General features: G+C 48.9%; 10 protein-coding genes and 1 pseudogene. All 11 read left to right on the plus strand.

Translation table 11 applies throughout. The features are described from left to right. Positions 1-369 precede the first annotated feature (369 nt). The 11 genes and pseudogenes from GGR27_RS15705 (at position 370) to GGR27_RS15750 (ending at position 16,091) form a co-directional block, all read left to right on the plus strand. On the plus strand, positions 370-3,951 hold the full coding sequence (locus GGR27_RS15705; RefSeq protein WP_168039016.1) for a hypothetical protein: 3,582 nt from the start codon (positions 370-372) through the stop codon (positions 3,949-3,951). A 129-nt stretch (positions 3,952-4,080) separates the two neighbouring features. Further along, the gene (locus GGR27_RS15710; RefSeq protein WP_168039018.1) at positions 4,081-6,051 is read left to right on the plus strand and encodes a fibronectin type III domain-containing protein; all 1,971 of its coding nucleotides are present in this window, start codon (positions 4,081-4,083) and stop codon (positions 6,049-6,051) included. A 1,378-nt stretch (positions 6,052-7,429) separates the two neighbouring features. Continuing rightward, complete coding sequence (locus tag GGR27_RS15715; RefSeq protein ID WP_168039020.1) at positions 7,430-7,834, plus strand: hypothetical protein; 405 nt, start codon at positions 7,430-7,432, stop codon at positions 7,832-7,834. A 720-nt stretch (positions 7,835-8,554) separates the two neighbouring features. Next, a complete protein-coding gene (locus tag GGR27_RS20640) occupies positions 8,555-8,671 on the plus strand; it encodes a pentapeptide repeat-containing protein (RefSeq protein ID WP_168039022.1) in 117 nt (38 codons plus the stop codon). Between the two features lie 209 nt (positions 8,672-8,880). Next, the gene (locus GGR27_RS15725) at positions 8,881-9,510 is read left to right on the plus strand and encodes a hypothetical protein (protein ID WP_168039024.1); all 630 of its coding nucleotides are present in this window, start codon (positions 8,881-8,883) and stop codon (positions 9,508-9,510) included. Positions 9,511-10,134: 624 nt separating this feature from the next. Continuing rightward, entirely contained in the window at positions 10,135-10,590 is a 456-nt protein-coding gene (locus GGR27_RS15730) for a transposase (RefSeq protein ID WP_168039026.1), read from the plus strand. Positions 10,591-10,783: 193 nt separating this feature from the next. Further along, positions 10,784-12,157, plus strand: a complete 1,374-nt coding sequence (locus GGR27_RS15735) for a hypothetical protein (protein WP_168039028.1) — start codon at positions 10,784-10,786, stop codon at positions 12,155-12,157. A gap of 250 nt (positions 12,158-12,407) precedes the next feature. Continuing rightward, positions 12,408-13,772 carry a hypothetical protein gene (locus GGR27_RS15740; RefSeq protein ID WP_168039030.1) on the plus strand — a complete coding sequence of 455 codons (1,365 nt, stop codon included), beginning with the start codon at positions 12,408-12,410 and terminating at the stop codon, positions 13,770-13,772. 272 nt (positions 13,773-14,044) lie between these two features. Continuing rightward, positions 14,045-14,104: pseudogene (locus tag GGR27_RS20310) on the plus strand (MopE-related protein); the annotation flags it as partial. A 6-nt stretch (positions 14,105-14,110) separates the two neighbouring features. Beyond that, a complete protein-coding gene (locus tag GGR27_RS20155) occupies positions 14,111-14,383 on the plus strand; it encodes a T9SS type A sorting domain-containing protein (RefSeq protein ID WP_320060361.1) in 273 nt (90 codons plus the stop codon). A 280-nt stretch (positions 14,384-14,663) separates the two neighbouring features. After that, positions 14,664-16,091, plus strand: a complete 1,428-nt coding sequence (locus GGR27_RS15750; RefSeq protein WP_168039034.1) for a sensor histidine kinase — start codon at positions 14,664-14,666, stop codon at positions 16,089-16,091. Positions 16,092-16,231 lie beyond the last annotated feature (140 nt).

Here is a 16,231-nt window from a genome sequence, read left to right on the forward strand (position 1 = left end):
AGTGTCGGACTCTCCGGCGCAGAAGATACAATCAGTGTATTTCAACTTGGGATATCGTCTTTACTTGATAAAATTGACAGCCCTATTTCATTTCCGGAAGTTGTCCTAGCAAAAAATATGAGCCTTAAGGCCGTAAAGTCATTACTCAGGATCGGGTATACGCGAGCCCCTGACCGCACACTGCGGGAGTTGTCCGATTGCCGAAATTCACACGTTCAGGATAGAATGGGCGAAGGCTGTCTAGCCGAAAAATTTTCCGACGTGACGCTAGCTGAAATTCAAAATCTCAACAGTATTTTGGAGGACTATTTTACGTCGAATTAATCTTATATTTGTGTCTATTTTGATTACGTAGTTAACACCATCTTCATGAAGGCCTTATTCCTGTATTCCATTTTGATGTGTGCATTGTGCCTAAGTAGCCTCCAAGCCCAAAACACAAACCAAAACACCACCGACTCCCTAACCACCCTACAAACCCAAATAATAAACGCCCGCGAATCCCTAGGCCGCTTAGACACCATCCGCCAAAAAATAAAAACCGCCGTCAACATCGGCAAATTCATCCAGAAACTGGACAACCTGGAGGCGATCACCTTCCCCGTCGTGCTGGGCGACACCATCAGCGGCGTACCGATCTACATCGCTTTCGACAAGCTGCAGTTGCACCCTGATTACGCACAACTGGAAACGTACGTGCTCATTCAGCTACCGCAGCGGGAAATCGAGGGGGCCGGCACTACGGAGTACACGGAACTCTTGTTCGGTACCCCGGATCTGAAATTCAGTCACGACGGCGGCATCGTCGGCGACGCGCGGATCGGGCTGCTCGGTGACTTCCCCATCGCGACCAAAAACTCCGCTAAAGCCGCCTTTATCCTCAAATCCTGGCGGCAGGAAAGCATCGGAAATACGACTCAGGATGCGGGTACTTACGTCACCATCGACTGCGACGGCTTCGTGGAAATGGGCCTGGCCGCCGACGTATTGTTCAGCCGGGAATGGATGCTGCCGACCGACGAGAGCGGCGTCCCCCAGGGGCGGCAACGGGTGCAAGCCAGCTTTAGTACCGTCGTGCAGGACTGGAACAATATGCTCTTCGAAGTCAACTTGCCCGACTTCGTCCTCACGAAGTTTCCCGACGTTGGCTTCAACCTTACGAACGCGGTTTTTGACTTCAGCGACTACCGCAACAGCGCCAAAATGCAACTGCCCGAAGGCTACGCTGAGCGCTACCTGCCGCCCGGTAACCTCAATTTGTGGCGGGGCATCTACATCGAAGAACTCAGCATAAGTTTGCCCCGCCAGTTTGAAGACTGTACGGCCAGCAACGACCCGCCCGGGGGCAACAGAAGGGGCATGCTGTTGCTGGACCAGGCGGGCGAATACGCGTTCGCCAACGGCGGAACCCCGCTCACGTTGCGGGATCGGGGGCCCAGCGCAGCGGGAGTTCCCACGGTCACCACTGGAAATACTTCTCTGCTTTACCCAGACTACCCGGCACCCGCGACCGCGCCCAAAACAACCCCGCAAGAGCCCGACACGCTGACCAGCGCAGCCAATGACTGCCGGGTAAAAGTCGGCGTCAAACACCTCCTGATTGACTTTGGGGTCGGTGTGAGTGGTAATTTTTACGGCGAGAACGTCCTGAGTTTAGGAAATATGGATGGTTGGGCGTTCACGGTAGATACGCTGCGGGTGAATATCCTGGCTAACCGGGTGAAAGCCTTTGGCTTCGGGGGCGAACTTCAGATTAGTTTGAATAAGGAAGACGAAGCCTTTAATTACAGTGCCTTCATCAACCCGCCCGACAAGACTTACAACTTCCGGGTGGAAACCCAGAAGAGCTACAAATTCGACGTCTTCAAAATGGCGGAGGTCAGTATTGATTCCTCTTCCTATGTCGACATCGAAGTCATCAACGGCCGCTTCAAACCGTCCGCCGTCCTGACTGGCTACGCGGCGATCAAGGGTAAAATCGGTAGCAAAGATGACGACTCCAGCCTACCCTCGGACAAGCAAACAATCAAAGCGCCGAGGATAGATTTTGTGAAACTGTTCGTCTCGACGGACGTGCGCAAACCCATCGGCCTGCTAGAAGGTGGAAGCCTGGAACTTACTTCTAGCCCCACGCTACTGGGTTACCCCCTGCCCGTCGCGGACATGCGGCTGACGAATAGAGAAAACGGCATCGCGCTGAACGTCAGCGTTCGGCTCAACTTAGCCGCCCAGGGCGATAATGGCTTCAGCGCGGGCACGGACATCGCCATCCTCGGTAAGCCCGATCTAGTTCCCTACAGTAACGACCCTCTCGACCCCGACAATTACGGAGACCCCAACGACCCGAATAACCAACGCGTCGCCAGGTTTAGGAGCGACGGGCTTACGGTCGCGCAGATTTTTGTAAAGATTAAAACACCGGGCCTCGACGTGGAGGGCTACGCCAATGTTTTTGAAGCCGACCCCACTTACGGCCGGGGTTTTCAGGGGTCGCTTTCCGTGCGCGTTGGGCCAGACCCGGCCGCACCACTCGTTGTCGTCGAGCTCAACGCGATGTTTGGACAGACCGAGTTTAAATACTGGTACGTAGATGGGTTCGTGGAAGTAGATAAAGTAGGTATCCCCCTGATCCCCGGCGTCTTGGAGGCCAACGGCTTCGGTGGTGGCGCGTATTACCACATGAAAATGGTCGGCGCGAATCTGCTCGACGGGTCCGACGGAAGCATCGGAACGATGAGCAGTGGCGTCCGCTACGAACCCAACGAAAGCATTACGTTGGGCCTCAAAGCTTCCCTCGCTTTTCGCTCGCCACCGCCGAACACGACGCTCGACGGGGTTGCCACGCTGGAGCTGGCTTTTTCTGGGACGGGCCTACAGGACATCATGTTCTACGGCCGCATTGAGGTGGTTAGCCCTAAGGCTAATAGCTGGATGGCGAAGAAGCAGGAGAGTATGGAGAAGCAGGTCGGCCGTTTAGCTCAGGAGACGGAGGAAGCCCGTAAAGACAGCGAGGGCGCAATTCGTAATCAACGCGATGCGATTTTGGGAGCAGTGTTTCTACGCCTCAATTTCGAGCGCGGCTTCGAATTCCAGGGCACCTTCGAAGCGCGCGTATCCGCCGCCGAGGGCAAACTCGAAGGTGGCGGGATGATCGATATTCTAATCTCCGAACCACAGGACCGTTGGCACATCTACGTGGGTGGGTACACGGACGGGTCAATCGTAGCCAACACGGGGACGCGGGTGTATCCCGTACAGGTGGCCATCCGCCTGGGTGCTGGAATTACGGGTTCCGCCGGTGCTTACTTTATGATGGGTAACGATATTCCCGGCCCGCCTCCGATCGACCCGGAGGTAGCGGCTTGGTTTGGGGAGAGCACGCAGCAAAACGACCGAAGTGGCGGCCTGTCCAGCAAAATGGCGCAGGGCAGCGGGTTTGCGTTTGGTGCTTTTGTGAAAGCTAAGGTTCACGCTAATATCCATAGGAAGAAAAAAGCGAAGAAATTCCATAAATTTTACGTCAAGGGGCAGCTCGGCGCTGGCTTCGACATCTCATTATTGCGGTATGCTAATAATACGCGGTGTACCGCCGACAGCCGCAAATCGCCCCACGGGCACAAAGGCTGGCGGGCAACGGGGCGCCTCTGGGCTTACGCGGACGTAGAGGCCAGAAAAGGAGGGAAAGGGCCATTCGATCTGGCGTTTGGCGTAAAAGTAGACGGTGATCTTCCCAACCCTACTTATCTGAGCATGACCATTAAAATAGGCATCAGAATTATTTTCAAGATAAAATTCGACGTTGACGTAAAGATTGGAAAACGGTGTGGACGACCCGCCATGGCCACGCTGGATCCACTGTTGGATGGGTTGCACTACGTTGACTTGAGCGACCAGAGTAAAAGTGGAAGTAATCTGCTTAGCCAGGGCTGGGATAAAGGCTGGTATCCATGACGCGAGCGCTTCCAACCAAACAGGTCATCTGTGCTTTTCATTAGATATTCTCGCTTTATGTTTCGTATTCTTTGCTTATTAATTTTAATTACCACGGCGTCCGCTAGTGCACAAACGGCTGACTACCGTATGTACAGCGCACTTCGTCAGGATGGCCAGATATACGTACGCTGGGCTCCACAGAACGGCCCGGCCTTTCGGCAGTTGCTCGATGGTGGCCTTACCGTAGAAATTTATACAATCACGAATGGTGGCCTCGGCTTAGTGGAGACCTTACAACCGCGGGCGCTGTCCTTATCAGATTATTTAGCTACCGCTATCAACAACTACGATTCCGTAGCCATCGCTCATCTCTATTACTTCGATCTTGCGGGGGAAGACTGGGAAGACATGAAAGACGAGGAAATTCCGGATATCCCCCTTGCAGAAAGGGATAACGAGTTGCTACTGAATCATAATTACAGTACCGTACATGACTGGCGAACCAGCGTGAAAAGTGGCCAGGGGAGGGCGCTGGCGCGGGATGCCGTGGGGGAGGGGATAGCCGTGAAAATCTACCCCACACCGAGCGGAGATACGCTGTACTATCAACGAAACCTCATCGATTACGAACCGCCTTCCGTACCAGAGCTAAAGGGACAGTTTAATAATCAACGCGTAAAACTGCAGTGGCGACACTACGACATGAAGGAAGCCTACTGGGGATGGTTTGTGGAAAAAAGCGTTAACGGGGGGGCGTTCGTAGATATTACCTCCGGGCCGTACATGTACGCTACTGACATCACCGAGGAGACCCCCGAAGCCTTAAAATCCCTCTACCGCACCGACGCGATCGTCGAGAACAACGTCCCCATCACCTACCGCTTGCGGGGGCAGGATTTTCTTGGTTTCCGCTCCGAAGTCTATTCGGAGCTCACCGGAGAGGGCTTCGAAGACGTGAAGTACTCGCCGGGCATCCAGCGCAGTATCCAGACGGATAGCAACTACGCCGTCCTGCAGTGGACTTTCGACGAGGCGCAGGAACCCTATGTGGACTACTTCCGCATCATCGTAACCGACAGCGTGGGCGGCACCCCCGTCACGGCCCTCGACGAGATCGGTGCGGACGTCCGCGAAGCCGCCGTGCCGATGAAGTACCGCTCTAACTTCTACCGCGTCCAGGTTATCACCAAAACGGGCCGAACGATTAGCTCCTTCGAAAGCCTCGTGATGGCTTTTGACGCCACGCCCCCGGCCGTCCCGCGTGATTTTGCCGGCTACATCGACAGCGTCGGCATCGCCCACTTTACTTGGACGCCCACCAACGAACCTGATTTGGCGGGTTATTACCTTTTCAAAGGTTACTACGACGGCACGGAATTAGCAATGATCACGCCCGACCCGCTTCCCGGGCCGGAGTTCGTCGACACGGTCAACATGGTCACGCCCAACGAGCACGTTTTTTACCAACTGCGGAGCGTGGATACGCGGGGGAATGGATCGGGTTTTAGTCCGAAACTAAAATTGAAGAAGCCAGATGTTTATCCGCCCGTCGCGCCCCAATTTCGCCGGGGGGAGGCCGGGGACGATGGGATCGAATTGAGCTGGGTATCGAGCCCCTCGGAGGATGTCGTTAGCTACGAGTTACTCCGGGAAGTGATGGACGGTCCCGCCGCGCCCATCTCCGTGCTCACCTTCGACACGAGTGCTTACCGGGGGGCTTTCGTTGATCCGGAGGTGGAGCCTGACGTAGTGTACCGCTACTTTATCCGGGCCATTGACGACGATGGTTTGGTATCCGATAATTCCCAGCCGGTGACGGTGGAGATGAGTGATTTTGGTTTGCGCGCACCAATTGAAAACATTACCATTTCCGCGCAGCCAGACGCAAACACCATTACGCTGGACTGGGAATACGCCGCCGCGCCCAGTGAATTTTATTTATACCGGGGGGAAGGGGAGGAGCCAGTGGTACTGCTCAAGGCGCTGGCCGGCGCTGACCGGCAGTTCGTCGACCAAGCCGTGAAGGCGGGGCGTCGGTACCGGTATTTAATGCAGGCGATTTTTCGGGACGGTGGGGTTAGCCCCTTTAGTTCGGAGGTGGAGACGGTGGTGGAGTAGGGCGCCCCGACGGAGTGCGGGACTAGCTTACGCGTCGCGGTCGCGGGTGCCGGGTATTTTAGTTTGTTCAAGGGTACTGCGTACGCCTTCCCCAGCACCTTGCACTCCCGATAGCTATCGGGACCGCGCCAAAATCTACTACCAAAATAGATGCATTTGTCATGTTCTTCAGTGAAAGCGAAATCAATCTATTTGTAGTCTAAATAAAAGCATTGGTAACCCAGCACACAAGCTGATCTGCTGGCCTACCTGAAACGCGCCCACTAACCCCCGGAATAACGAAGTGCGGAAACGAATAAGCATGGTGCCCACCCGAAGCAGCACGTCGTTGTTCAGTACAATTTTGCGGACGACCACCGCTACCGCTAGGGCCACAAATTAGCAATTATACTTATTGCATTTATGGTTCTGTTTTCCATAATAAACATTACCTGCCTTGATTATCTTTCCGCTAGTGCAGCTTGGACTGGTGAGTATTTTTATTCGTTTAGTCACTTTTGAGGTAGAGACCCCGCTCAACTGTACGTTATCAATTAGATCGGACTATTATATATGCTACGCCGCCAATAAGAAGGTAGCAATTACTTATCTTGGAACGGCTAGCGTAGGCCTATTGAATATTGGATGGCTATGAAAAATATAAGTAGATTATTGTTCATCTTTTTCGCCGTCTCGGCAATAGCGGCAATTACGTATGCGGTTTGGTCAGATCGTCTCGCTGCCGCTGAAGTAAGCGAGGACTTTCAAGCGAAATCCAATCTAGCTTACTACATGAAGTCCACTAGGGATAAATTTCATAAACCTATGGATTGCTCCGACGTTTACGTGCACTTACAATTCCCAGACCCATCCCTCGGTACCGCAACTTTTTCTTTCTGTAAGGATACTGTTATAAAGAACTGTCTTCTTGATTTAGTAGTATCTATTTCGGTTCAAGCAGACCGAATCGTTATCAATTACCCTGGGGCAGTGTCGAGTCGTCTGACAAAAACATTTTGCGAGAAAGAAATTATCCTCCCAAATTATCTTGAGTACCGTATTGATACGGTGAACGGCTACTACGAAGATTTCAGAAAGATGAACATTGAGGGGTTCTCAAATAACTGGATTGGGAATTACTGAGTTGTAACTGTTGTATAGAAAAGTTTAGGAAGGTCGGTAATCGGCTAATCGTAAAGGAGCTGAGCGTGAATAATTTATATTATGAGGGGGCAGGGTATGTAATTTATATGTCCGTATGGGCGTTACGAAATGATGCGTATTATGTGTCAACGGAAATTGGCGAGATGTTAGGAGATCGAATACTTGCCTATATTGCACCGGTAAATTTGACTGAAATGAATGTAAACTGCCAACTTTAACTTTAATACAAAAATAGATGTATACCCAAAATAAATTAACTATAGATTTTTTAGTTGTTGACCAAGCTTACCAAGCATCAGTTTTGCAGATTTATAAATTGAAAGAACTTTGGAACAGGATACATGATTTAACTGGTAAGTATCCTGTTGAAGTTAAATCGCCTGAAGAAATGTCTGAAAACAACTTTTATTTTTTGGTCAATTGGAACCGAGAGGCCTTTTGGGCATTCAAAGGAAAGTTAAGGAATACTATAATTCTAAACTTGACCCTAGATAAGTTGAAAGAAGTATCGGAAGAAACACCATTGGGGGCTTGTTTGTTGCGATGTGTTTATAGCGGTCAGCCTATGCTCTACGTCAACGATGCCGTGAGGATTGTGAGTGAAAATGAGCCAATAACAGCTCCAAAAAAAGTTAGGTAGTTTAAAATTAGTGTATGATGAGCATAAGGAGAATTCGTTTGATCTAGCGCTTAGTGTTATTAAGAATGTTCATCTTAATGGTAAAGAAATCAAATGATTTTCTACCTTCAGCCCGAAAGTTAAAGTGCTTTAAAGCTTGCCACCCTTACCGGTTAAAAGGAGGTAAAATCTCGTCAAACTTAGAACGATACAAACTCATGAGGACTAGAAATTGGGTCTTGTTCATAATTTATCAATCCCATAGCTGGAATTTATAAGTCTTCTCATTTTAGACCTTGTGTAAGTGCATATTACCTAAGGGCACAATATAAAATTGTGGGGCATAATGCTTCACTGATGCTGAATTTTCCTATTATGCGTGGTAATTCTCCGTCATAGGCGAAAACATAAAGCCCCGATTAAAAACTAAAAGCAACCCGTATTTCCTGGAAATAAACTACACAAATTAAACTCACTAAATCGCTTGTACTGCAACTCAGAACCACTCCGATCAATATTGACAGATCTTAAGTAAAATTCCCAAAAAAGCTACCACCCGTATTTAAAGTTTGAGTGTGTATTGCGAGATAGGAAAGTTCAACCCAAGTCCTTCACCAAACCTATTTACTTTATAGTACAAAAAGAAACGTACACTATTGATGACGACAAAATACTAGGTAATTTCTCCCTATATCTTCAATTGCAGTTGATGCTAAATTTGAGCAATCATATTTTGAGCGAGTGGCTTTTCATGACTGTGATTTATCGCGAGCCAACTTTGCTAACTGCGTTTTTTTTAAGTCAGAATTTTCAATGTCAATTGCGTTTGAAGCAAGTTTTGACAATTGGAAATTTTAGAATGTAAATATACAAAAGAGGGACCCTTAGCTCTAAGCTATCAAATTGCACATATATAATATGTGATCTTGAGCTCGTAAGTCTAAGACCAAATAAATGTTCAATCAAAAATTTATAGATCCCAACAATTTTCTAAACGAACTACACAAAAATATGTTACTCTTGTGAAGTAGATCTGCTGAATATATATCTACGTAACGTATATTGCTATGGTATTTAAAGACGGTTTTGCTGGTTGGACTTTTGAAATTTCTGACTACAGCTTAAGAAGTAAAAGAAACTTCGCTAATCTTTCCACTGAGAGCCAACTCGAATTCTTTAGGCAAAGCCTTGATGTTGCGAACGGTATTTCCGAACGACTCTCAGATTTTAATCTTTTTAACTTGAAGAAATATAACCTAAATGGTAATGAGGTTTTAATTGAGGATATGGATATGTATCTCGACTCTGAAAATCCGGAAGCAATTGAAGGCTTTGTATTGACGGGGGACGTTGGGTTTTATCAGAGAGGTCAACTAAAATGGATAAGCCACGAAATGGAAATTGAAGTGGAGGTTAAATTAGGTCTAGTGTCAGTAATGCTATTAACTGACAAGTGGATGCCGATAGGTTACGATTATAAGATCAATGGATTCAACGACGCAAGAATTAATTCTAACAGACTGGAGACCTGTTTGCTATCCATGGAAAATATAGGATTCAGATTGCCGTATAACTATAACGAAGTAACACAAGAATACGTCTGTACTCAATTCGAGTTTAAAATGTATTACGCTGAGTCATTTGGTCGCGATATAGAGGGTAAATATCAGAAATGGATAAGATCATTTCAATTTTAGAATGTAAAAGCACGATTAAATAAAATAGTACTTGAACATTTTCTGAAATATAAAATTAAAATGATGACAACAAGCAACGATTGGCTCAATAACTTCTATGGAATAAAAGAAAGGCAAAATGTGCTAGACATTTAAAAAAAGCGATAAGGGAATAGTCGTCACGAATCGTGCATGAATGGATATGTCGCGTGCCATTTCTAAGAGCGTGTCTAAATTTGCGAGCACTTTGTTAGACGGAAGCTAAAAGGCTGTCAGCCGTATCTTGTAAGTCGCTAAACTAAAGACAAGATATAACCAAGCAGTGGACTCGGTTGACTGACAGCCAGTGGGACAAAATTAAGCAATATCTACCAGCCAAACGCAAGCAAATATGATCTTCGCAACATTTCCGATGCCAATTTTTGCCTGGTCCGTACGGGATGTCAGTGAAAAAACTTACCGAATCAGTTCCCCCCCCCCCTTACCGAACGGTGTTCTATTATTTTGACTGCTGGTTGAAAGATGCCACCATCAAGATGTTAATGACGCTTTGAACAGATTAGAGCGTCAAGTAATCCATGGTCGGAAGGAGATACCGATTCTTATACTGTTTGATGATCAGTGTGTTATGCTATGTTAAATTCAATGATTGGCAGCGACCGTAAAATAGATGGCGGTAAATGGGTCAATGGACGCAAACGTAGTATTGTAACGGATACCCTTGGTCGTATTTGGCGAGTAGAAGTACACGCCGCCAATATTCACGATGGTGTTGCCGGTCAGGACCTCATCTACCCTGATTTTACCGGCCAAATGCCGAGAGCTAAAAAGCTACTTGGTGACAATGCTTATCGAAAGAGTTTTGCCGAACTCACGGCCGACCTTGATACGGTAACCTTTGAATGTCCATCTCGGCCAGTGGGTAGTAAAGGCTTTGTCGTTGAAGCTAAACGGTGGGTGGTTGAAAGAAGCTTCGCGTGGATGAATTTCTACCGTAGGATTACTAAAGATTTAGAGCGGGCAGTCAAAAATTCTGTAACGTTTATCTACTTAGCCAATATACAGATGGTAATTTCGTCGTTAGACAAAATAACAACCTAAAATTTTTAGACACGCTCTTAGAGAGTGTACAAGAAGGTGTCTCTGGATTGAAAATACAATCTCCCGTTCGACCCAACGTAGTGGAATTATTGTCTAACTTTAATGTGGGCCCTTGGGTTCTTCATCCGGTTCCATCACAAAGCGTTCCTTTAAGCTTCGGTATTCTCTCCACTCCGCATTTTAATAAATACTAATGAAGTTCACTCGCTATTACGTAATTCTGGTACTGCTTATAAGTATACCTAGCCATATATTTGGTCAGCAAATCATCCCTAGTGGAAGTAAGACAACCTATGCCTTTCCCATTGAGCTAGCTGGAACAATTAGTCCCGTAGCACCCAGCATTCGCTTTAAGCAAAAGCTGGGTGGAACCAATTGCGATTTTTATACCCGAGTTATTGAAAACATCGTCGCAACTGATGTGGAACCTGATAAACAAGTCACGTGCTCCTCCTTAAAGATGGAAAGAGACGTTACGACGCTGCAGCAACAATTGATGACGGACCAAGTGGAGGTACTGTGTAACTATCGAGGGCTATTAGCATCATATGATCGTTCATATCACTTACTGCTACTGACCATTCGCAACGAAACAAATGGGGAGTGCCGCCCACTTCCTCTCTTGTTAATGGAAACCGCCACGGCGTACGAACTAGTTGATGTCCCGCCCTACAAAGAGAATAACATCTACGAGATTCTTCAATTTATTGATTTTAATAAGTTAGATAGCTTAGCTGAAGAACCGCACCTCACGAGTATTAACGAAAACCAAGAGAGCGCCCTGTCTCTTGAAAAACTCGCTAGTAGTAGAAAAGTGACAAGTGCGGACTTTTATGATTGTAATAGGCTACACGGTGATAACGATTCGATAGCATTAATTGCATCCTTGACGGGCTATCAGGACGTGGTTCAAACACATAATTATGCTGATGATCAGTTACTGGGTCTTGCTTACTACCGCAGTCACGGTAGTGACTTGCGGGGCGTTGCCAGATACCGACAGCCCGTGGATCTGCTCTCGGCCTTTATGCTTGCTTACACCAAGGAGACCGTTACTCCGTTGTACCAAAACACAGCACAGGCACCAATACTTGATTACGCGTTGCGGAAGGAGAGAGCAGACTTAAGCTTCTATAAGCAAAAATACTTCACTCTCGACTATACAGTCGATGTGCCAAATAAATTTGGTTTGCCACTGACTGGTGTGGTCTTTGATATTTGTACAGACGGACAATCCGTAGAGAAGCGGGCGCTAATTTTGCACGATTCGCCGCGAGATGGATACCGCATATTTACGAATTTTGATCAGTACCCTGGACTCCGTAATAAGATTCAACTACTAGTTTCTGTTAAATTTGATGAACTCAAGAATGGTGTGGTTGCTAATTTTGATGGGTCCACTTCACGTAGCGACGCCGTAATTCGAGACGAGGCGTTTCGCCCAGGAGAGGCTACCTTTCTGCTCAATCGTTTCTACCGGTTAATGGAAATGAGTGATACCCCTGAAAAGAAATTTGCACCTTATTATGAATCAGTTACTATGATTGGGCCAAATGAATTTTGGTAAGATGAGTGGTTTGTTTAAGTTCAAAGCAGGTCTACAATTTTAAGTTGTAATATTGTCTGATGGCAAAATAAGTATCTGTACTATAGCCAAAAATGAAACGCCGCAGGATTTTAAGCCAGTCGCTCTAAATCTTTGGTGATGCTATGGTGTAGATCTATCCAGGCGAAGCTTTCACCACGCTCCGACCGGTTTCCTCACAAATCGCTAAACCTAGATTCAGAACAAACCGACCACATTTCCCAGACCGCTAATGACTAAATACCTAATACTGACAATTCTGCACCTACTCTTGAGTTTATCCCTCCGCGCGCAGCAGGACTTTTCTCAATCAGTGGAGGTGACTTACGAATTCTATCAGTCGATGGTAAGTATTTTAGACCCCGTAAATAAAACGTCCACGCAGGCAATACCGATTGTGGGCGATAATTGCACTTTTTACCGGGAGGTTGCGCTCCAACTGGCGGAGCTACTGCCAGCCATGTTTACCGGTAAGACAATCGTATGTAATGATTACGAGACGGCACGAACGGTAGCGTTGGTCAAGCGAAAATTAAACGCGGAGAACGGTCGTGTACATTTGATGTATGCCTGTGATTTGTCGACTTCGGACACGGACTATATGCTCGCGATCTTTCAAATTCTGTCACCAGATAATAGTAGTTGTGTCCAAGCGCATATGCTATTCAGGGAGGAAGGGAATAATTTGGTGATGGTTGATTTACCAGAAAATGCGGAAATGTGGTACTGGAAAACGGTGCTGGATTACATTTCCACCGATGCGCTGGTTGATGCTTACGCAGTTGACGCTTTGACTGTTATGGATAGTACCGGAGTAAAGTACCTGGACGTCCCTAATATTGAAAAATCAAAGGCGCTGAATCGAGCCGATATCTACGAATGTTCTTTGGAAGAAAGAACGAGGGCCTTACCAATTTACTTGACGATAATCGACTCGTTTTCAACGTACGATTTGAAGCTATTCAGTAAGGACCGCATTATGGCTGATTGGTACTATCGCGGTCACCACCGTCCGTCGCTCCACGAAGGCTATAAAACACCGGAAGATTTGTTGGCGGCCTGGATGATGGCTAATGATGATGAATACAGGAAGTTGCTCTACGACACCCCACAGGACAATCCTGATCTGAAGGTGAAAGAGTCCGCCGCAAGGTCTGCGATGGATTATTACGATAAAAACTATTTGAGCCCACTGCGGACGGTGAATCTATCCACCCACTTTGACCAGCCCGTTGGCGGCATAACGTTCGAAACACACCGGGAAGGGGAAGCGGTTTCCTACGGAGCGCTACTCTACGTTGAAAATAAGGGTTCATTTAAGGTGTTCACGAATTTTACTAAATCGAACCACCAATTAGCCAAAATCAAATTTGCCCTGTTCGCTGATTTTTATACGCTCGACAAAATAGCACACGGTACCTACGCCGAAGACCCAGCCAAACTTGCTGCGCTGCGGCGAATAGGAAGTCAGGAGAACGGGGACGATTTTTTAATCGATCTCGCTATTCAAAACGTGATGGAGGGACGGGTCCGCCAGGACCTGAGCTCGGTTTTCCTGCAGGACGGTCGTTTGTACGGCGCTTCTGAGTACTGGTAGTAGCTTTCGTAGAAATAGGGTGGCACTTTAAAAAGACTACTGGGATCAAATTATACCAAGTTACCTCGGTCCTAATTGTAGCAATCCGCTACGTGAAGAAACCTTAAGTAGTTTAACTGGAGAGAAGAACAATTAACCCCACCCAATAAACCCCGCACCCGCGCCCGCGCCCGCGCAAAAAGACATTCCCTACCTTACGCCACACTTCTCCTTTTTTAGACTTAACCCGGGACTAGGATACCTACCTCTTCTACGAAGAATGCAATGACGTAAACGCCGCCATCAACCCCGGCGCGCCGGACGTGGCGGGCAACGGCATCGACGAAAATTGTGACGGCGTGGATGGCGCGACGGGCGTTGCGAACCCACTGGAGGGGGAGTTAACCGTTTATCCCAACCCGACTTCCGGGCAGTTGCACGTCACCTACTCCGGCGGTGAACTGTTGCGGCTGGAAATCTTTGACGGGTTGGGTCACCTATTGCGGTCGCGTGAGGTGCGCCACAGCGCCCGGTTCTCGCTGACGGAGCTACCGGTTGGCGTGTATTTATTGCGTACGACGAGTGTTGCCTCCGGTCGTTTTGTGGTGGGGCGGTTGGTAGTGAGCCGGTAGGTACGTTAAGTGGGCGCGGTCGCGGGTGCAGGGTTTATTTAGGCGTACCGGATGTTGGCTTCATAACCCGACCTGCTTGCGGTAACCCTGCATATTTTCAGTCTTGCGCCGGCCCGTTAGCCTCGGCTCCTTCCGTCATGACCCCGCACCCGCGACCGCGCCCAATACTAAGGGGACGGCCTCCTCCCGCTTTGCCGTCGTAAACTAAGGACACCGTTGCGACGCTATAACAAAAGCCCCCCGCCCCAGTACCTTGCACCCAACGCGGTAAAAAATACTCATGGCCAAAAGAACCATCTTTCTCATTACCACCCTGATGACCGTGTCCCTCCTGGGCGTAATCTTCCTGCAGTACAACCTGATTCGGACGGCCATGAACGTCAACGAACAGCGCTACGACGAGGCGTTGCAGGATGCGCTCAACAATACCGCGCGCGACCTGGAAGCAAAGGAAGCGACGGAGATCAACGTATCGGCGAATGGCTATAATAGTGGGATGGGCAAGACGGCCGGCATCGTTGCTGGCGACCTAACCCGCGATCTGCCCCGCCCCGGCCTGCTGGGGGGCAAAAACCTTCAGTTGTCCGAACAGCCTTCTTACCGCCTGCGCCTGCAAACGCAGTACGCCGCCCGCCCGCTCGTGGAACGGATCGACCGGGAGTTCCTCGACAGAAGGCTCCAGACCGCCTTCGAAAACGCCGACCTGAAGGGAGACATTGAATACGGTGTTTACGACGTCCGCAACAAAGAATTCGTCAGCCGCAACGGCCGGTTACTGTCCACAATCGGCGCGGATACGGCCCGCCACCTGGATTTGTTACGTAGTTCTTACCGGGTGTCCCTTTACGATACCGAGACCGACGCCGCCGGCTACCTCCTGGCCTACAGCCCGCGCAAGGGAAGCGTTATTTTCAACACCATCCTCAATAATCTCCTGGCTTCGTTGCTCTTCATCAGCATTATTCTGGGCTGTTTCGTCTACACGATCTACGTCATTCTGTTCCAGAAAAAACTCTCGGAGATGAAGACGGACTTTATCAACAACATGACCCACGAGTTCAAAACGCCGATCGCTACGATCAGCCTGGCGACGGACAGCATCATGAGCCCCAAAGTAACCGGCAGCCCGGATAAGGTGATGCGCTTCGCCCACATCATCAAGCAGGAAAATAAACGGATGAACGACCAGGTGGAAAAGGTGCTCCAGATGGCTAAGCTGGACAAGAACCGCCTCAACCTCAACCTGACCGAGGTAGATTTGAACGACGTCATCATCGAAGCGGGCGAGTACATCCGCCTCCAGGTGGAGCCGCGCGGGGGGAGCGTCGTGGTGATCCCCGAGGCTGACCCGTCGTCCGTCGAGGGCGACATGACGCACCTGGCCAGCCTCGTCAATAACTTGCTTGACAACGCTAACAAGTACTCGCCGGAAGCACCGCAAATCGTCGTCAGTACGCGCAACGTCCCCACCGGCGTTGAGGTCACGATCCTGGACCACGGCCTCGGGATGAGCCGCGAGGCACGAAAAAACATCTTTGATCGTTTCTACCGTGTCCATACCGGCGACCGCCACGACGTGAAGGGCTTCGGTCTGGGCTTAAGTTACGTGAAAACGATCACGGAAGTCCACGGCGGGAGCATCCGGATCGAGAGTGAGCTCGGGAAGGGGAGTAGCTTTATTGTTACTTTTCCTTACGAACAGCGGTAGAAAAAGTAGGCGATAGACTAGTAGGCGGTAGTTTTAGTTATTTTAGCCTACCGCCTACCGCCTACCGCCTACCGCCTACCGCCTACCGCCTACCGCCTACCGCCTACCGCCTACCGCCTACCGCCTACCGCCTACCGCCT

Source organism: Neolewinella antarctica (genome assembly GCF_011927835.1).
GTDB classification, from domain to species: domain Bacteria; phylum Bacteroidota; class Bacteroidia; order Chitinophagales; family Saprospiraceae; genus Neolewinella; species Neolewinella antarctica.